General features: G+C 69.0%; 19 protein-coding genes and 3 pseudogenes. 6 read left to right on the forward strand and 16 right to left on the reverse strand.

Annotation, left to right across the window (positions count from 1 at the left end; all coding sequences use genetic code 11):
- The first annotated feature begins 298 nt into the window (after window positions 1–298).
- Window positions 299–1,090: a DUF1206 domain-containing protein gene (locus tag ACFYXH_RS20820; RefSeq protein ID WP_389565771.1), complete on the forward strand. Its 792-nt coding sequence runs from the start codon at window positions 299–301 to the stop codon at window positions 1,088–1,090.
- A gap of 4 nt (window positions 1,091–1,094) precedes the next feature.
- On the opposite strand, the gene ACFYXH_RS20825 is transcribed toward ACFYXH_RS20820, so the two are convergent.
- From ACFYXH_RS20825 to ACFYXH_RS20855, 7 genes are all read right to left on the reverse strand, one after another.
- Window positions 1,095–2,114, reverse strand: a complete 1,020-nt coding sequence (locus ACFYXH_RS20825) for an acyl-CoA desaturase (RefSeq protein ID WP_389564858.1) — start codon at window positions 2,112–2,114, stop codon at window positions 1,095–1,097.
- Between the two features lie 118 nt (window positions 2,115–2,232).
- Window positions 2,233–2,949: a GAF and ANTAR domain-containing protein gene (locus ACFYXH_RS20830; protein WP_389564861.1), complete on the reverse strand. Its 717-nt coding sequence runs from the start codon at window positions 2,947–2,949 to the stop codon at window positions 2,233–2,235.
- 76 nt (window positions 2,950–3,025) lie between these two features.
- Complete coding sequence (locus ACFYXH_RS20835; RefSeq protein ID WP_389564864.1) at window positions 3,026–3,802, reverse strand: GAF and ANTAR domain-containing protein; 777 nt, start codon at window positions 3,800–3,802, stop codon at window positions 3,026–3,028.
- Window positions 3,799–4,401 (reverse strand): hypothetical protein, encoded by a 603-nt coding sequence (locus tag ACFYXH_RS20840; protein ID WP_327327797.1) that lies wholly within the window; start codon window positions 4,399–4,401, stop codon window positions 3,799–3,801. The genes ACFYXH_RS20835 and ACFYXH_RS20840 overlap by 4 nt, the downstream gene beginning before the upstream one ends.
- Window positions 4,402–4,457: 56 nt before the next feature.
- Window positions 4,458–4,901 (reverse strand): STAS domain-containing protein, encoded by a 444-nt coding sequence (locus tag ACFYXH_RS20845; protein ID WP_389564866.1) that lies wholly within the window; start codon window positions 4,899–4,901, stop codon window positions 4,458–4,460.
- Window positions 4,902–5,671: 770 nt separating this feature from the next.
- Entirely contained in the window at window positions 5,672–5,887 is a 216-nt protein-coding gene (locus ACFYXH_RS20850) for a hypothetical protein (RefSeq protein ID WP_389564868.1), read from the reverse strand.
- Between the two features lie 5 nt (window positions 5,888–5,892).
- Window positions 5,893–6,486: a DUF5994 family protein gene (locus ACFYXH_RS20855; protein ID WP_389564870.1), complete on the reverse strand. Its 594-nt coding sequence runs from the start codon at window positions 6,484–6,486 to the stop codon at window positions 5,893–5,895.
- Between the two features lie 260 nt (window positions 6,487–6,746).
- Here ACFYXH_RS20855 and ACFYXH_RS20860 point away from each other — a divergent pair.
- Window positions 6,747–6,972, forward strand: a pseudogene (locus ACFYXH_RS20860) (zinc-binding dehydrogenase); the annotation flags it as partial.
- A 297-nt stretch (window positions 6,973–7,269) separates the two neighbouring features.
- Window positions 7,270–7,539, forward strand: a complete 270-nt coding sequence (locus tag ACFYXH_RS20865; RefSeq protein ID WP_389564873.1) for a WhiB family transcriptional regulator — start codon at window positions 7,270–7,272, stop codon at window positions 7,537–7,539.
- 7 nt (window positions 7,540–7,546) lie between these two features.
- On the opposite strand, the pseudogene ACFYXH_RS20870 reads toward ACFYXH_RS20865, so the two are convergent.
- Together ACFYXH_RS20870 and ACFYXH_RS20875 are read right to left on the reverse strand one after the other, a co-directional pair.
- Window positions 7,547–7,741: pseudogene (locus ACFYXH_RS20870) on the reverse strand (transposase); the annotation flags it as partial.
- A 262-nt stretch (window positions 7,742–8,003) separates the two neighbouring features.
- On the reverse strand, window positions 8,004–8,657 hold the full coding sequence (locus tag ACFYXH_RS20875; protein WP_389564876.1) for a TetR/AcrR family transcriptional regulator: 654 nt from the start codon (window positions 8,655–8,657) through the stop codon (window positions 8,004–8,006).
- Between the two features lie 127 nt (window positions 8,658–8,784).
- Between ACFYXH_RS20875 and ACFYXH_RS20880 the strand changes: the two genes are divergently transcribed.
- Window positions 8,785–9,762, forward strand: coding sequence for an oxidoreductase (locus tag ACFYXH_RS20880; protein ID WP_389564878.1), 978 nt, complete (start codon window positions 8,785–8,787; stop codon window positions 9,760–9,762).
- A gap of 53 nt (window positions 9,763–9,815) precedes the next feature.
- Here the strand turns inward: ACFYXH_RS20880 and ACFYXH_RS20885 are convergent.
- The 3 genes and pseudogenes from ACFYXH_RS20885 to ACFYXH_RS20895 form a co-directional block, all read right to left on the reverse strand.
- Window positions 9,816–10,102: pseudogene (locus ACFYXH_RS20885) on the reverse strand (IS982 family transposase); the annotation flags it as partial.
- A gap of 92 nt (window positions 10,103–10,194) precedes the next feature.
- On the reverse strand, window positions 10,195–10,575 hold the full coding sequence (locus tag ACFYXH_RS20890) for a hypothetical protein (protein WP_389564881.1): 381 nt from the start codon (window positions 10,573–10,575) through the stop codon (window positions 10,195–10,197).
- Window positions 10,576–10,753: 178 nt separating this feature from the next.
- Window positions 10,754–11,314, reverse strand: a complete 561-nt coding sequence (locus tag ACFYXH_RS20895) for a hypothetical protein (RefSeq protein WP_389564884.1) — start codon at window positions 11,312–11,314, stop codon at window positions 10,754–10,756.
- A gap of 232 nt (window positions 11,315–11,546) precedes the next feature.
- Between ACFYXH_RS20895 and ACFYXH_RS20900 the strand changes: the two genes are divergently transcribed.
- Window positions 11,547–12,421, forward strand: a protein-coding gene (locus ACFYXH_RS20900; RefSeq protein ID WP_389564886.1) for an IS5 family transposase whose coding sequence is annotated in 2 segments (ribosomal slippage) — window positions 11,547–11,937 and window positions 11,937–12,421 — 876 coding nt in all. Because the reading frame shifts where the segments join, the coding sequence is not laid out codon by codon here.
- A 21-nt stretch (window positions 12,422–12,442) separates the two neighbouring features.
- On the opposite strand, the gene ACFYXH_RS20905 is transcribed toward ACFYXH_RS20900, so the two are convergent.
- A complete protein-coding gene (locus ACFYXH_RS20905) occupies window positions 12,443–12,973 on the reverse strand; it encodes a GNAT family N-acetyltransferase (protein WP_389564889.1) in 531 nt (176 codons plus the stop codon).
- 293 nt (window positions 12,974–13,266) lie between these two features.
- On the opposite strand from ACFYXH_RS20905, the gene ACFYXH_RS20910 reads away from it, so the two are divergent.
- Window positions 13,267–13,644 (forward strand): hypothetical protein, encoded by a 378-nt coding sequence (locus tag ACFYXH_RS20910; RefSeq protein WP_385309748.1) that lies wholly within the window; start codon window positions 13,267–13,269, stop codon window positions 13,642–13,644.
- A 111-nt stretch (window positions 13,645–13,755) separates the two neighbouring features.
- Here the strand turns inward: ACFYXH_RS20910 and ACFYXH_RS20915 are convergent, their stop codons facing one another.
- From ACFYXH_RS20915 to ACFYXH_RS20925, 3 genes are all read right to left on the reverse strand, one after another.
- The gene (locus ACFYXH_RS20915) at window positions 13,756–14,478 is read right to left on the reverse strand and encodes a GntR family transcriptional regulator (RefSeq protein WP_389564894.1); all 723 of its coding nucleotides are present in this window, start codon (window positions 14,476–14,478) and stop codon (window positions 13,756–13,758) included.
- A 223-nt stretch (window positions 14,479–14,701) separates the two neighbouring features.
- A complete protein-coding gene (locus tag ACFYXH_RS20920; protein WP_389564896.1) occupies window positions 14,702–15,703 on the reverse strand; it encodes a proline racemase family protein in 1,002 nt (333 codons plus the stop codon).
- Between the two features lie 16 nt (window positions 15,704–15,719).
- The gene (locus tag ACFYXH_RS20925; protein WP_389565774.1) at window positions 15,720–16,628 is read right to left on the reverse strand and encodes a dihydrodipicolinate synthase family protein; all 909 of its coding nucleotides are present in this window, start codon (window positions 16,626–16,628) and stop codon (window positions 15,720–15,722) included.
- Between the last annotated feature and the right edge of the window lie 20 nt (window positions 16,629–16,648).

Genomic DNA, 16,648 nt, shown 5'->3' on the forward strand with positions numbered 1-16,648 from the left:
CCTGTCAACGGGTCAGGATCGCTGGGGAGTTGTGCACGGCGGCTGGGGCCGCAGGTGTCAACGGAGCCTCGGTCGGGCAACGGGCCGACGCCGCCCGAGCTCAGCGCCGCCCGCGCGGCAGCCGGCGTCGTGGGTGGTGGCGTCGTGGGTGGTGGCGAACACATCGCCGCCCAGCAGCGTGCATCAGACGCTCAGCCGGGGGCACTCGGGGGCTCAGGAGGCGTACCGCGCGCCCACACCTGAGGGAGGCATCGTGACGTCGTCTTACGCACACTGGCGGGCCCGTGCTTCGAGATCCATGACCGGCCACTCCGCGGAGCAGGAGACCCTGACCGTCGCAGGGCGGGCGGGCTTTGTCGCCCGGGGCGTCGTGTATGTCCTCATCGGCGCGCTGGCCGTCAGGATCGCTCTGGGGAGCGGTGGCGAGGAAGCTGATCGCCAGGGCGCGCTTCGCCAGGTCGCGGAGCAGCCCTTCGGGAGGGTGATGCTGTGGGCGCTTGTCGTCGGCTTCGGCTGTATGGCGCTCTGGCGGGGCGCCCGCGCGGTGATGACCAGGGGGCCTCGGCGGAAGGCCGCCTCCCGGCTGTTGGACGGTGGCCGGGCCCTCTTCTACGCCGCGGTCTGCTGGGCAACTGCCGCGTTTGCCGCAGGGGGCGGCCAGGGCTCCAGCGGCGATGCGAAGTCTCAGGACTGGACCGCATCGACGCTGAAACTGCCGTACGGACGTGTGCTGGTGGGCGCCGCGGGCTGTCTCCTGATCGGCATCGGCGCGGTGCTCGCCGTACGGGCGGCGCTGCGGCGCTTCCTGCGGCAGTTGGACGCCGCGGCCATGAGCCGCCGCACGCGGCAGGTCGTGACCGGCCTGGGTGTGGGCGGCGGCGTGGCGCGCGGCACTGTGTTCGCCGCAGCCGGGATCTTCATCCTGGTTGCGGCGGTCCGCTTCGACCCGCACGAGGCCAAGGGCATGGACGCGACGCTCCGCAGCTTCACGCACACCCCGATGGGGCCGTGGCTCCTGGTCGCCGTCGCGGTCGGACTGATTCTCTTCGGCGTCTTCTCCTTCGCCTCAGCGCGGTGGCGCCGCCTGTGACCGTTCACCGGCGGCGGTCGTCGAGGCGGGCGGGGACCGGCCAGTGCACATCGGTCGCCCAGCCGAGCCGTTCGAAGAGGCGGATGGCGGCGGCGGTCGGGTCGAGCTGGCCGCGGTCGACGCCGTGGCGGGCGCAGGTGGGGTCGGCGTGGTGGAGGTTGTGCCAACTCTCCCCGAACGAGAGCAGCGCGAGCGGCCAGAGGTTGGTCGCGCGGTCATGGCGGCGGGTACGGAAGGGCCGTTCGCCGATCATGTGGCAGAGCGAGTTCACGCTCCAGGTCACGTGCTGGAGCAGGGCGATGCGTACAAGGCCCGCCCACAGCAGCGCGGTCAGCCCGTCGCGCACGGTGCCGCCGATGGCCCAGCCGGCCGCGAAGGGCAGCGTGAGGGAGAGCAGGCACAGCACGGGGAACGCGCGCGAGAGCGCGCGCATGGAGCGGTCGGCGAGCAGGTCGGGGGCGTAGCGGCCGGCAGGCGTGGTGTCGGCCTGGAACAGCCATCCGACGTGGGCATGGGCCAGGCCGCGGAGCTGTCCGCGCAGGCTGGTGCCGTAGCGGAACGGTGAGTGCGGGTCGCCGGGCCGGTCGGTGAAGGCATGGTGGCGGCGGTGGATGGCGACCCACCCGATCACATCGCCCTGGAAACTCATCGACCCGGCCGTGGTGAGCACGAGGAGCAGCGCGGGGGAGGCGGTGAAACTGCGGTGGGTCAGCAGGCGGTGGAAGCCGGCGGTGACGCCCAGACCGGTGAACCCGTAGAAGGCGAGGGCGAGAAGAACATCGGCGGGCCCGATCAGCCGTCCCCACAGCAGCCAGCCGCCGAGGAGGAGGGCCAGGAAGGGGAACATCACGATGAGTGCGGTCACCGCCAACTGCCCGCGCTGGGCGGGCGAGCGTGGGGGCACATCGTCACCCAGCGGGAAAGGCGCCGTACCGTCGTATGCGTCCGGCGCCTGAGGCGCTGCGTCGGGTCGTGATTCGGGTCGTGCGTCGGGCCGTGTTGCGGCTTTCGTACGGAGGGACATCCGGGGCTCCTCGGCCGTGTCGTGTGGTGTCGCGGCCGGGGGCTCGGGCTGCTTGGTGTGAAGTGCAATCACGGTGACGGGCGGATCTCGCGGCAGGCGACAGCTTCCGTGACCGTGGTCAGGTGCTCAGGCCGGTGAGCGGTTCGGTTCCGTCGATGAAGGCGCGGGCGACGTCGGACAGGCGGCGGTTGTGTGCGCGGGCGTAGCCGCGTAGTGCGGTGAAGGCCTGTTCCATGTCGATGCCCTGGCGTTCGGCGAGCTTGCCTTTGGCTTGTTCGATCAGGACGCGGCTGTTCAGCGCGGTCTGCAGCTGTTCGTTGAGGACGTTGCTGCGGTGGGTGGAGCGTTGTTGCAGGAGGCTGATGGTGGCGACGTCGGCCAGGGCTTGTGCGATGGGTGTGCCGGCCGGGTCGAAGGGGCCGGGGTGGGTGCGGAAGAGGTTGAGGGCGCCGACGACTTCGTCCCGCAGACGCATCGGCAGGGCCTGGACCGCCGCGAACCCGGTGTGGTGGGCTTGCTCGACGAAGCGCGGCCAGCGGTCGGCCTCACTGCTCAGGTCGGGGACTGTCACGGGTGCGCCGGTGCGGAAGCACTCCAGGCAGGGACCTTCGTCGTTCTGGAGCTGGAAGAGCTCGAGCAGGCGTACTTGTTCGCTGGAGGCGGCCATGACGCGGAGTTCGCCGTCCCGGTCCGCGAGCAGCACGCCGGCCGCGCTGGCGCCGAGCATGCCGACGCAGCGGTCGGTGAGCAGGCGCAGGAAGTCGATCAGGTCGAAGTCGGCGACCAGGTTGTCGGCCAGTTCGACGAATGTCTTGGCAAGGAGCTGATCATTCATCGTGTACACCCTCTGTCGAAGCTACTCCCGCCGGGGAGGGGCGGGAAGTGAGCACGTTCATTGGTCGGCTCCTGCGTCAGGGATCCTCGTCGGCCTGATCCGCGTCTGTGTCCGTGTCCGCGGTTGTGTCCGGGGGGAATTGGAGTCGGCGGGCGACCACGTCGGCGGCTACCTCGGCGAGCCGGCGTCCGTGGGCGTAGGCGTGGGCGCGCAGCCGGATGAATGCCTCCTCGATGCCGACTTCGAGCTGCACCGTGAGCATGCCGGTGGCCTGGTCGATCTCGGCCCGGTACCTGCCCAGGTCTTCGGAAGGCCCGTCCGGTGGGATCCCGACGGGTGGCGTATTCGACTCTTCGATCTGCACATCGAGCAGGACCAGGGTCGCAGTGTCGGCGAAAGCCATGGCATCGGCCAGCTCCTCCGCGGTCAGCTCGATGGGCAGGCTGGAGTAGAGGTCAAGAACTCCCGGACTGATCGCCCCGATCTGCAGAGGGAGTGCGAAGACCGCGCCCGCTCCGGCCTCCAGGGCCGCATCGGCGAACACGGGCCAGCGGCCCCGCACCTCACCGGCGCGCAGATCGGGTGTCAGAACGGCTGTGCCGAGGGTGAAGGCGTCCACGCACGGCCCCTCACCGAGGGTGAGTTGCAGTTCTTCCAGCTGCTCGCTGATGTCGTCGGTGCTGCACAAGGGGTGACTGGCTGCGGTCCGGGACATCGCGGACACCCCGGCCCCGCCGACCGGCAGGGCCGCCACGGCGGCGGTGCACACATCCACCACGCCGACCCGGGCACCACGCAGGGCCGCCTGCTCGGCCGCAAGCATGCGGATCCGTGCCGACCGGTTGCCGGTCATCGCTCCGGCCGTTGAGTCCGGGCATTGTGCGCGAGGCCGTCCGGAGTGGCCGCTGTTCGCTCCCCAAGGGCCAGGACCAGCGCCCGTGTCACTGCCGGGCCGGGCGGTCTGCGCACTTCTCCGATCTCTTGCCATCCCCAGGACTGGAAGGCGGCATACGTTGCGCGGTCGGCCTGATCCACCAGGGTCGCGCCGAGCGACGCCTGGTGGTCGGCGAGCAGTCGCTCCTGCAGTCGGCGGGCGAGGTCGCGGTCCTGCTCGTGCGGGTGGACCACGATCTCGGTGATGGCGAAGACATGCCCGGACGCTGTGAGCTGCTCGATGCTCTGCGGCAGTGTTCCGTCGAAGCCACGCCACCAGGAGCCGTCGCGCCGTACGGGGAATCCGAAGGCGCAACCGGCCAGTGTGGTGGTCTCCGCGATCAGCATGGCGAACCCCGGCCTCCGGACGTCATCTGTGAGGCGGCGCAGAAAGGCCTGGCGGTTGCGGTACTCCTCGCCGGCGGCTGTGTCGGTGGACTCGACGTACAGGTCCGCCAGGTCCTCCTTCAGGCCCTCGGCCTGCCAGCGGTTGAGCCGGCGCAGGCGAATCGCGCTCATGGCGGACGATGCGTGATCTTCCCGCTCCCGCGGGCGTCTTCGCGCAGGGCGGGCTGTCACAGCACACCGCCCGTGGCGGCGGCCGAAGCAGGCCCATGGGGGGCCGAGTGGAGAGGAGCAGGCAGTTGGGCTGGAGTGATTGCGACGATGCCCTCCCGGCGAGGCGGTGGTCCTTGAAGGGCAGGAAGGCCGCGGAGCAGGAATCCGGAGCCGGTGAGTTCGACGAGCCGAGCCAGCGTCGGAGGCGGGTAGTGCAGTTGCAGGGCCCCTCCCGCCGTCGTGGTGTGCTGCGACGCCTCGAGGAAGGCGTTGAGGCCGCTGCAGTCGCAGAAGGAGACGGGGGTCAGGTCGATGTCGACGGTGCGGATGCCGTCGCGCAGGCAGCGCTTCAGCGTCTCGCGCACAAGCGGCGCCGTTTCCAGGTCGATCTCACCGGCCAGGGTGATCAGCGCCCGGCTCTCGCTGTCGTGCCGGTAGATGGTCAGTCGCGGTAGGGGCATGACGCCTCGGTTTCAGGGGGACCCGCCGGGCACAGTCAAGCGGCGGAGCCGGATTTCCGGCTCCTCCTGGTGCGCTCACGGTAGGGGCGTACTTTCGGCGGAGGCGGGCGAATGGCCGGTCCAACAGCCTGTGCACCAGGATCGGGACCCACCAGGGGATGCGCCGGGCGACCGGACTCAGGATCCGCTCCCCGCAGACATCTGTGCTGAACAGCAACATGCCGCCGGGGTCTGGGACGTCTACACAGCAGAGTAGCCCTTGACCCGGGCCATGGACGGCTGGCAGCCAGCCATTCTCACTGACTGGGCGTTTCCCGACAGGAACCGGTGCCGCGTGCGCATATCTGCTGTACTGCACGGCACTTGGGCACAAACCGCGAAGTGCGGCGGCCGGTGGCTTTGCCGCGCGTGGCGAGGCGGCGTGAACCCCGGTCGACGTGTCGGTGACCGGGGCGCCCCGGGCGTACTGAATGCCGCGAAGCGAGTGGGGCCATGTACTCCGCCGTACGGCTCTCCCGCGGAGTCTGGTCTGCTGCTTCGGGTCCTGAATGCCTGATCCGGGCACGCTCGGCACGGCCGAAGGGCAATCTGCTGCGGAGTCGCGTTCGGAGCCGCCGACATGATGAGGGAAGGCATCGCCTCGCTCAGCGCCGGCGTCTGCTTCGCCGGGGGAGCATCGGGGGCTTGGGGGGCGACCGGTTGTGCGTGGTGACTCAGATCTACGACTCACTCCCCGCGCTCCCGCGACTCACTCCCCGCGCTCTCACGACTCACTGCCGTGTGCGACGCCACGGCCGGAGCCGCCACAGTCCGCTCGTCGCGCTGCGTGCTGCGGCGGTCCGCCCTGAACCCTTGCCCGGCGGCCGGGCACGGCCGGAGGGCAAGGTCGCGATGCGATCGTCGTGGCGCGTAGTGAACAGCTGAATCGCCAGGACGCCCACGGCAATCATCGCCAGAAGCACGATCACCGTCGCGAAGATCTCCATGCCCCTCACATGCCTTCCGCCGGAGTCGCCAGGTGGTCGATGACTGCCTCGGCGGGGGTAGAGGCCGGGCGGCGGCTGTCATGGCCGCCTTCGGAGTCCCAGACCGTCTCGCGGGTCGAGTCCCAGTCGGCCTCTGCCGCGATTCGGAAGAGCTCTGCCTCCTGTATCAGGCCGCTCGCGGTGAGACTTTGCGATGGATCAGTGGCCGCGGCCATCAGCCGGGCGGCTGTGGCCGGGCCCGTCTCCGGTGGGATCACCAGCAGGTCCCAGCGGCCGGTGGTGTAGGAGAGCAGCAGCAGCTTGTGCGGGTCCTGCTCGGCCTTGAACCAGCCCACATGCACCACATGCCCGGCGACGGGCACTTTCCGTGGGATGACCGGCCAGAACGTGGGGTTCACCGTGACGCGGGTGATCCGCCCCCACAGCGGGTCAAGTAGTGCGGTGAGCGCGGGGAGTTCCGCCGTCAAGTCGCGGGAACGCGGCCACCACGCACCGTCGATCAGAGCCGGAGCGGCGCCGGCCGGCGCCAGCATGAGTCGGAGGGGCAGCGAAGAGGCCCGGTCTTCGACCGCCGGTCTGTCCAACATGGTTGCGGTCATGACGCGGACCCTGCCCCGGGCCGGTCATACCGGCCCGGTGTCGTGAATCGCCGAAAACGACACCAGCGTGAAAGCTGGTGTACGAAGTGTCCTCAGTAGGTCCAGGGTACTCCTGGCCGGAGCCCGACGGACCGTAGCTGGGATACGGGCTGAAAACCTCTCAGCCCGTCGCCGCCGTCAGCAGATGGGACGCCGCCCGGCGCGCCTTCGTGTCGACGGCATCCTGTATTGCGCCACTCGCGCATGTCGGTTGCCATGAGGGCCAGCCCGAGCTGTACCTCACAGGTTTCTCCATCCTGTCCCTGGCCAAAACGGCACCGGACGCGCTGCGCGAGCTCGCCGAACGAGCCTTCCGTACGGCCCGCCGACGGCACGGTGGAACTCCCTGTCACCGCAGAGTTCCCGCTCGCCGAAGCGTCCGAGGCGCACCGGCTGATGGGCAGCCGCACGAGCACCGGCAAGCTGCTGCTGCGCGTCGAGGCATAGGGTCCCGCCCGGCAGCGAAGACAAGGTCGACCCTCCGGCCGTCCTGAGCAGGCACCTGCTCCCGCGGCGCCGCCGCTGCTACACGCCCCCGCGGCCGAAAGGAGAGCGCAGGAACGAGACTCGACGGGACAACCCTCCGGTGCCGGCCGATGCCGGCCGACCGGGCGGGATCCTCGGTGCGCACCGGCCGGATTTCGGACAGTCCAGCATTCGCATGCGCCTCGGCAGTTTCAGCGCGCGATCGTCGGCGACCCGTAAGGGAACCGACAATCGTCTGCGAGTGGAGGAGGAACTCCCGTGGAGAACGAGAACTGGCGTCATGAGGCGGTATGCCTCGACGAAGACCCCGACCTGTTCTTCCCCGTCGGCAACACCGGCCCGGCCCTGCTTCAGGTCGCCGAGGCCAAGTCCGTCTGCCGCCGGTGCCCGGTCCAGGAGCGGTGCCTGGAGTGGGCCATGGAGCACGGTCAGGACTCCGGTGTGTGGGGCGGACTAGGCGAGGACGAGCGCCGGGCGCTCAAGCGCCGGACGGCCCGGCGGCGGTCCCGGGCTCGGAGCGTCGGCTAGCCGTGGTGGCGGAGACGTCGGGAGTCGCGTGCACGCTCACGGCGAGCTGGCAGTTGGCCTGTCTATCCAAGGCTCCGCAGTACTTCGGGGCGACGCCGACCGGCATACGGCCGTCCTTGGGAAACGACACATCATCGACCACCCAGGCACCCGGACCGATCAACGGACCCCTCCGCTCAGCGATCCGTCGCGGCGCCGACACGAACACACCAGCCACGAAATCCGCCAACTCAAGCCGCATACCCTCTACTTGGCGCAGATCCACAGGTCCCGCATGCTCCCCGAGAAAGTAGTCGGGAAGACCTGACGGAGTCCTGCCGACCAGATGAATGAGTCCGATGTTTGTGCTGGCCGCGGCCGTGGCGAAGGGCGCCCGTTTGGCCTGTGTGTGACTACCGGCCTGGACCGTTTCCCGCGATAGCCGTGATCGTTTCCCAGTCGGCTGGTCAGGGCCACGCTGCCCTTCACGCCTGACCGGCGTCCGCTTCGGTCGCCTTGACGGCTACGGCGGAGCCCTGTGTCAGGACGCCGGCGCGGGCGGCGGCGAGCGTGATCCGCACGGCCTGGTCGGCGGTGCCCTCCTCGACCGGATCGGCACTGACCAGCAACCGAAAGTAGATCGGAGCGGCCAGCGTTTTGAACAGCTCGACCGGATCGGTCTCTGCCGGGAGTTCGCCCCGCTCGATGGCGCGGGCGACCACGGGCTCGGCCCGCCGGAACCGGTCGGCGAAGACCCGCCGCCGCGCCTCGGCGATCTCTGGCAGCCGGCCGGCGTCGGAGTACATCGTGGTCTGCACCGCCCTGCCCACCGGGCCCGTCATGCTCTGCACGAGCGCCCGCGCGAGCGCTTGCAGGTCGGTCTCAACGGCGCCGGTGTCCGGAGTGGGGATGTCGGCGGCGAAGTGCTCGGCAAGTGCGTCAACGACCAGGCTCTCGCGGTCCTTCCAGCGCCGGTAGAGCGTCGTCTTGTGCACCCCGGCCCGCTGAGCCACGCCCTCGACGGTCAGCTCGGCATATCCCCGGTCCAGCAACTCGGCGAGGGTAGCGGCGCGCACCGCCGCCTGTGCCTTGCGGCCGCGCCCGACCGGGCGGGCGGGTCCGGAGGAACCCAACTCCATTGCAACTCCCAGTTGCGTTAGCGGGCATTCACGTGTCAGGCTCCAGCGTATCGCAACTGGAAGTTGCATTGAGTGGGTTCCTGTCCAGCTGCGCGCCGGACGCCCTCAACCTAGGAGAAGGAAGGCCATGCCCAGCGCCTCCCGTACTTGGACCCTCGACTCCATCCCCGACCAATCCGGCCGCCTGGCGGTGGTGACCGGAGCCAACAGCGGCATCGGCCAGGTCACAGCAGAGGCGCTCGCTCGCCGGGGCGCCCATGTCGTGCTGGCCTGCCGCAGTCCCCAACGGGGGCAGGCCGCCCTGGATCGGCTGCTCGCCCAGGCACCCGGCGCCCATGCCGAGGTGCGCCTCCTCGACCTGGCCGATCTTGCCTCCATACGCGCCTTCGCCGACGGCTGGGACCATGACCGGCTCGATCTGCTGGTCAACAACGCCGGCGTGGCGATGGTGCCGTTTGCCCGGACCGCCGATGGTTTCGAGTCGCAGTTCGGGATCAACCACCTGGGCACCTTCGCCCTGACCGGGCTGATGCTGCCCCATCTGCTCGCCTCGCCCGATCCGCGGGTGGTCGCCGTCAGCAGCGAAGGCCAGCGGTTCGCCCGCTTCGACCTGGACAACCTCAACGCCGAACGCCGCTATCGCACCGTGTTCGCCTACCTGCAGTCCAAGCGCGCCAATCTCTACTTCGCCACCGAACTGCAACGCCGCGCCGACGCCGCCGGCCTGAGGCTGCGCAGTGTGGCCGTCGCCCCCGGACTCACCCGCACCAACGTTCTCACCGGCGGCGCCAACGGCAACCGCGGTCGACTCTATGGAGCGTTGACCCGGCTGCTGGTCCGCGTCGCCTTCCGCCCAACCCCCGAAGGCGCCAAGACCTCCCTGTACGCCGCGACCGTCCCGGACCTGCCGGGCGGAGCGTATGTCGTGCCCGACGGGCCGCTGCAGCTACGTGGCGAGCCCGTCCTGCGCAACCAGGAGCGCGCCATCCGTGACACCACCACCGCCCGCCGGCTGTGGGAGCTGTCCGAGAAGCTCACCGGCGTTCCCTTCCGGCTGTCCGAGGATGCCGCATGCTCTGCCTACCCAAGAGTCCTGGATGAGTGAGTCCAATGCTCTCAGTGGTCATATGCGATCAGAGATCGTTTGACCTTGGCGCCGAAGAACCGGGAGTGGCTGCGGCAGTAGCCGTATCCGGCGTGCCCGGCCGGCTCGATGGCTTGACGGTCTCGCGGGAAGCTGCGCAGGGCAGTGGCGTGGAGTCGATCAGCCTCAGGTCGTCCTGCCAGGTCGGCACCTGCTTGGCCAGGGCCCCGATCACGCGGCCAATCAGCGGACCCGCGGCGTCGAGCCGCTTGTTGTAGGCCGATTGCTGGGGCAGGTAGCGGAAGAGATGTCCCAGTCGGGCATGTGCGAAGCGGATCCAGTGCCGCGCGGAAGGAAAGCCGAGCGGAAGGGCGTCGAGGATGCTAGTCACACACGAGCCAACGGGTGCCCTTCGCCATGGTTGCGACCAGCACAAACATCGGACTCATTCATCTAGGTGGTGAGCAGGCGGTCGAAGAAGGACCGGTACTGCCGCAGGGCGATCCGTAGATCCTCGGTGGCGACCTCATTCCCCTGGTGCCATTGCCCTTCGAGCCTCTCTTTGTGGTCGGCGAAGGTCGAAGCGAGCAGCTGCATGACCTCGGCAACCAGCCCGTCTGCTGCCCGCACGGACTCCTGAGGGTCATCGACGAAGCCCTGCTGGATCTCGCTCCACCGCGAACGCAGCTCTTCCGCCTCCCGGGACCCGAGGAGTGGAACAGCTGTGTCCTCCTGCCCCGAGCCGGCGGGCTCATGGGCGGCGGGCCGCTGGTCACCGGGCGCGTCCGTGATTCTGCTTCTCGGCTCCGCGCGGCCGGAATCGGAGACTGGCATCGGGTCGTCCAGGGGCGGTGGCTCCGCAGGCTCTGTCTGGGGCCGGGCTATGTCCTCAGTGGAAAGCCTCTCCTCGCCGGGTGCGACACGGTCCTCGCGCCCGAATCCGCCTTCTCCCTGCATGTCGCTTCCACCTCCATGGACTGGTAAGTGACGGGATGTTGTCCATGCTCGCCGGTCATCGGCGTCCTTCATCCGATGAAGTGGTGTCGTCCTTCAGTAGTTCCTCGAACAGCGCCCGGTAGTGGACCATCGCGCTCCGCAGTTCTTCTGTGGAGGTGTCTCTGCTGCCGGTGCGTAGGTTGACCTCGTGGGCCGCGCGGTAGTGCTCCAGCGTGCGGGCATGCTCGACAGACAGGTCGCGCGATTGCTGCTCGTACCCTTCGGTCGGGTAGCCGCGCTCGCTCATCAGGGTGGTGACAAGCCGGTCCGCCTGGCCCACGGCTTGGTCGGGGCTGTCCACGAAGTGCTCCTGGACACTGGCCCAGTCCCGCGCGTACCGGTCCCGGACGGTCGACGGCAGCGCCCGGATTTCCAGATTCTCGTGGCGCTTCTCTCGTGCGGTCAGATCACGCTCGGCCGCTCGACGGCTGTCCGTGGCTTCGACGGTGCGTTCATATTCCGGCCCGAAGCGCTCCTGAAGTCGTCGACGCTGGGCCATGCTCCGCACCGCCAGCGCAACCAGGACCACAACGATCACGGCAACCACGATGATGACGATCGTCCACGTCGTGTCCATCGCATCCTCCACTGGGCAGCCGAGGGCAGGTTCCGAGTGCAGTGACCTAAGCGTCGCGGCCACCCCTCGGGGTGCGTTAGCTCGAATTTAACAATAGGAACTAATCATGACAATTGTAGAGTAATAGAGTGAATCGCTCCTCCGGATGCAATCGGCGCCGCCACAGCCCGAGCAAGGTCGGGCGTAGGGCCTGTTGTGAAAGTAGATCTTGGTCGTGAAATGATCACGTGCTGTGGCACGTGGCGATCTGACGGACGAACAATGGGCCCGGTTGGAGCCGTTGTTGCCGAAGGGCAAGAAGTCCGGGCGGCCGCCGATATGGCCGAGGCGGCAGCTGATCAACAACATACGGTGGCGGACCCGGGCAGGGACGCCGTGGCGGGACGTGCCCGAGCGGAACTGGCCGTGGGACCGGGTCTACGACCTGTTCCGGCGCTGGCAACGGGACGGTACCTGGAAGCGCATCTTCACCGCGCTGCAGTCCCAGGCGGACGCGATGGAGCTGATCACCTGGGATGTCAGCGTCGACTCGACGGTGTGCCGTGCCCATCAGCACGCCGCCGGGGCGGTCAAAAGGGGGATCTCCAGAGGGAGCCGCCCGGGGGCATCGAGACCGAGCCGGACGACCATGGCCTCAGGCGCTCACGGGGCGGGCTGACCACCAAGGTCCATCTCGCGGTCGAGCAGGGGCAAAAGCCCATGTCGATCGTGATCACGGCCGGGCAGCGCGGGGATTCCCCACAGTTCGAGCCGGTCCTGGAGCGGATCCGAGTGCCTCGGCAGGGTCTGGGGCGTCCACGCAAACGGCCCGACAAGGTGCGCGCCGACAAGGCGTACGGATCCCGGAAGAACCGCTCCTACCTGCGCCGACGCGGGATCCGCTGCACGATCCCGGAGAAGAAGGACCAGATCCGCAACCTCAAGAAGCTCGGCTCCCGCGGCGGTCGGCCACCGAGCTTCGACAAGACCGACTACCGCGAGCGCCACGCGGTCGAGTGCGGCATCAATCGCCTCAAACGCAACCGTGCTGTGGCCACCAGATATGACAAACTCGCGGTCCGCTACGAAGCGACTGTGCTGGTCGCGGCCATCAACGAGTGGCTGTAACCAGCACGGCTGCACCACTGCCTACAGAGTGATCCAGTAGCGGCGCTTGATGCCCGCGTCGGTGGTGCGGACGTCCTCCAAGACGCCACCGTTGCGCTCGATGCTGCGCGCCGATCCGACATTGTCGTCGTCGCAGGTGACGAGGACCCGCCCCAGACCGAACGCACGGGCCTCGAGTAGAACCGCCCCGAGGGCCCACGTGGCCAAGCCGCGTCTCCGGGCGGAGGGCCGGATGCTATAGCCGATGTGCCCGCCGACATCGAGCAGAAAGGCGTTCAGATAGTGCCGCAGATCGATGGCTCCCAGATAGCTGTCGCCCTCGACGATCCACCAGTGGGTGGCATGGACGCGCTCTTCTCCCACGGCAACTGACCTGTCCGACTGCTGCTGCAGTTGCTCAACCCACGCCGAGAAAACCTCGGGGCTGTCGAGGCCGGCTTCAGGTGCGAGACGCAAGCCGGTCCCGTCCTGATGGGCACCTGGAGACCACTCGTCACGCGCCGCGAGCCATGAGGACTGGAGCCGACCTGTGGGTGTGATCAGTTCAGGCATGCGGGCGACGATAACACTCGTCCGTCCCCTGTGATCAGGCATTTTGCGCTGGTCCGGGCCCACGACTGCTCGCGCATCACACCCGCATGACGCGCGATCATCCACAACCAAGATCTACTTTCACAACAGGCCCAGAAGCAGCCGGGTCTGAGAAGGATTCGCCGCCTCCATGTCCCCGTGACCGGAGATACTCCCGTCCGGCCCGACCGGGTGCGATCAACAAGGGTGACGGGTGGGTTGCTAGGGTCGCCTGCGCCTGTATGCCCATCACCCCGTCGGAGGTAGCACCACCCGTGTCCGCAACTCCGCCCCTGCATGAGCCGATCGCGTTGGTTACGGACGCGCCCCGCAAGCGCAACCGTCTGGTCCTGCTGGGGCTGGTTGTCGTCCTCGCGGGGTTGGTGGCGTTTTCCGTCTTCGGTCCGCACGACTCGAAGGACGACGCCGGGACACTGAAGGCGGGCGACTGCTTCCAGAACACCGGGACCACAGAGACCCCGGAGGTCAAGAAGCTCGGCTGCACGGATGCCCACGCCGACTACACCGTGCTCAAGACCGTCAAGGACGCGGTCTCCGGCACTCTCGCGTGCTCGGACGTCACCGGCGCGACAGGTTCCCTCACCCAGGTCGGCGCCGAGTCATTCGTGGTGTGTTTCAAAGAGAGCAAGTAGAACAACGCGTAGGAGTCAGGCCGTTCGATCCGCAACGCGTATCTGGGCGACTGACGTCCACGTAGTGCCGGGGCGGCCCAGCGGCCACAAGTCCGCCGGGCTCCCCTGCTGTCAGCCCGCGGCGGCGGACTTCCGCCGGGGCCGGCGCGCTGCGGGGGGTTCGGCGTCCTTGCGGCCTTCCGCCCACAGGGAGCGCACATGGCCCAGGTGCCGGGTCATGCAGGCCTCGGCGGCCTTTGCGTCACCGGCCAGCATCAGGTCGAGGAGCTCCAGGTGCTCCTCGGCGGACGGCAGCAGCTGGTCGCGCTCGTCCAGGGCCGTCAGTCCGTAGAGGCGGGAACGCTTGCGCAGATCGCCGACCGTCTCGACGAGACGCTCGTTGCCCGCGAGGCCGAGCAGGCTGAGATGGAACTGGCGGTCGGCCTCCAGGTAGCCGATGAGGTCGTGCTCGCGGGCGGCGCGGACGATCTCGTCGGCCACCGGCCGCAGCGCTTCCAGGTCCTCGCGGGAGGCGCTGCGGGTGATCCGGCCGACCATCGGCACTTCGATCAGGGTGCGGATCTCGGTGTACTGGTCGAGGTCGCGCTCATTGACTTCGGTGACCCGGAACCCCTTGTTCCGTACAGGCTCGACGAGGCCTTCGCGGGCCAGGTCGAGCATCGCCTCGCGCACCGGGGTGGCGGAGACGCCGAAGTCCTCCGCGAGCCCCGGCGCCGAGTAGACCTCGCCCGGGCGGAGTTCGCCGGAAATGAGCGCGGCTCGCAGGGCGTGGGCCACCTGATCGCGCAGCCGTTCCCGGGCCGTGATGAGGTTGCGCTGCTTCAGGTGCCCCATGGTGTTCCTTCCGTACTGCCGCGGATCACCAGGGTACAATGTCACGTTGCTTTCGCAGGTGCGAGGGTGTGGATGCGAGGACGTAGGTGCGGCCGGGGGAGTAGAACTCCAGGGTCGCGCGGTCCTGTTCGCGCGGTCCCACGGCCGGAGGACTGCGCACCGCGAACGGCACATGGAAGTCGACGCCGGCGGACGCGGCATTGATCCGGAACGGCGGCGGTGGTCACAGCAGGAAGCCTCCGGGGAACGGGTCGTCCGGGTCGAGGAAGTACTGGGCGGTGCCGGTGATCCAGGCACGGCCGGTGATCGTGGGCACCACGGCGGGCAGTCCGCCCACGGTGGTCTCCTCGATCAGCCGGCCGGTGAACTCGGTCCCGATGAAGGACTCGTTGACGAAGTCGCGGTGCAGCGGCAGCCGGCCGCGGGCGTGCAGCTGCGCCATCCGGGCGGAGGTGCCGGTCCCGCAGGGGGAACGGTCGAACCAGCCCGGGTGGATGGCCATGGCATGCCGTGACCGGTGCCCGTCCGAGCCGGGTGCGGCGAGATACACGTGCTTGACCCCGCCGATCTCCGGCTGCTCCGGGTGGACCGGTCGGTCGGCGGTGTTGATGGCCTCCATGATTGCCAGTCCGGCGGCCAGCAGATCGTCCTTGCGAGCCCGGTCGAAGGGCAGTCCCAGCGCGTCGAGTTCGACGAAGGCGTAGAAGTTGCCGCCGAAGGCGAGGTCGTACGTCACTTTCCCGTACCCCGGCACATCCACCGCGCGGTCCAGGCCGGCACAGAAGGCGGGCACATTGGTGAGGGTGACGGACTTTGCCGCGCCGTCCTCGACGTGTACGTCCACGGAGACCAGACCGGCCGGGGTGTCCAGGCGGACCCTGGTGACCGGCTCGGTCACGGGCACCATGCCGGTCTCCACCAGAACGGTGGCGACGCCGATGGTGCCGTGCCCGCACATCGGCAGCAGTCCGGAGACCTCGATATAGAGGACTCCGTAGTCGGCGTCGGGACGCGTGGGCGGCTGAAGGATCGCGCCGCTCATCGAAGCGTGGCCGCGGGGTTCGTACATCAGAAGCGTGCGGATGTGGTCCAGGTGCTCGATGAAGTGGAGGCGCCGCTCGGCCATGGTGGCGCCGGGGATGACGCCGACGCCGCCTGTGATGACACGGGTCGGCATGCCCTCTGTGTGCGAGTCGACGGCATGGAAGACATTGCGAGTACGCATGCGTGGGCCCCTGTGGTCAGTGATGGCCGTCGGCGACGGCCTTCTCGGTGGCGGCGCGCACAGCGGCCTCGGCGGCGCCGGTGAGCGGGAAGCGTGGCGGCCGGACCGGGCCGCCGCGGCGCCCGGCGATGTCCATGGACAACTTGATGGACTGGACGAACTCGGCCTTGGAGTCCCAGCGCAGCAGTGAGTGCAGGTACTTGTAGAGGGGCAGCGCGGTGTCCAGGTCGCCTGCGACGGCGGCGTGGTAGAGCTCTGTGCAGGTGGTCGGGAAGGCGTTCGGATAGCCGGCGATCCAGCCGACGGCTCCGGCGACGGCGAGCTCCAGCAGGACGTCGTCGGCACCGACCAACAGGTCGAGGTCGGGGGAGAGTTCGGCGATCTCGTACGCGCGGCGGACATCGCCGCTGAACTCCTTCACGGCGACGATGCTGCCGTCGCCGTGCAGTCGGGCGAGCAGCTCGGGGGTGAGGTCGACCCTTGTGTCGTGGGGGTTGTTGTACGCGACGACCGGCAGTCCGCTCCGGGCGACCTCCGCGTAGTGGGCGCGTACGGCACGGTCGTCGGCGCGGTATGCGTTGGGCGGCAGCAGCAGGACCGAGCCGGCGCCGGCCTCGGCCGCCTGGTCGGCCCAGCGGCGGGCCTCGGCGCTTCCGTAGCCGGCGACACCCGGCATGACCCGGGCTCCGTCACCGGCGGCATCCACGGCGACGCGGACGACGCGGGCCCGCTCGTCGTCGGTGAGCGTCTGGTACTCGCCGAGGGATCCGTTGGGGACGACGCCGTCGCAGCCGCTCGCGATGAGCCATGCGACGTGCTCGGCGTACGCGTCGAAGTCGACGGAGAGGTCGTCGCGCAGCGGGAGCGCGGTGGCGACCATGATGCCGCGCCACGGGTGGGCGCTGCTCCAGGAGCGGGAGGTCATGAAGTCCCCTTCGATGAGGT

The organism is Streptomyces sp. NPDC002730 (genome assembly GCF_042888805.1).
GTDB lineage: Bacteria > Actinomycetota > Actinomycetes > Streptomycetales > Streptomycetaceae > Streptomyces.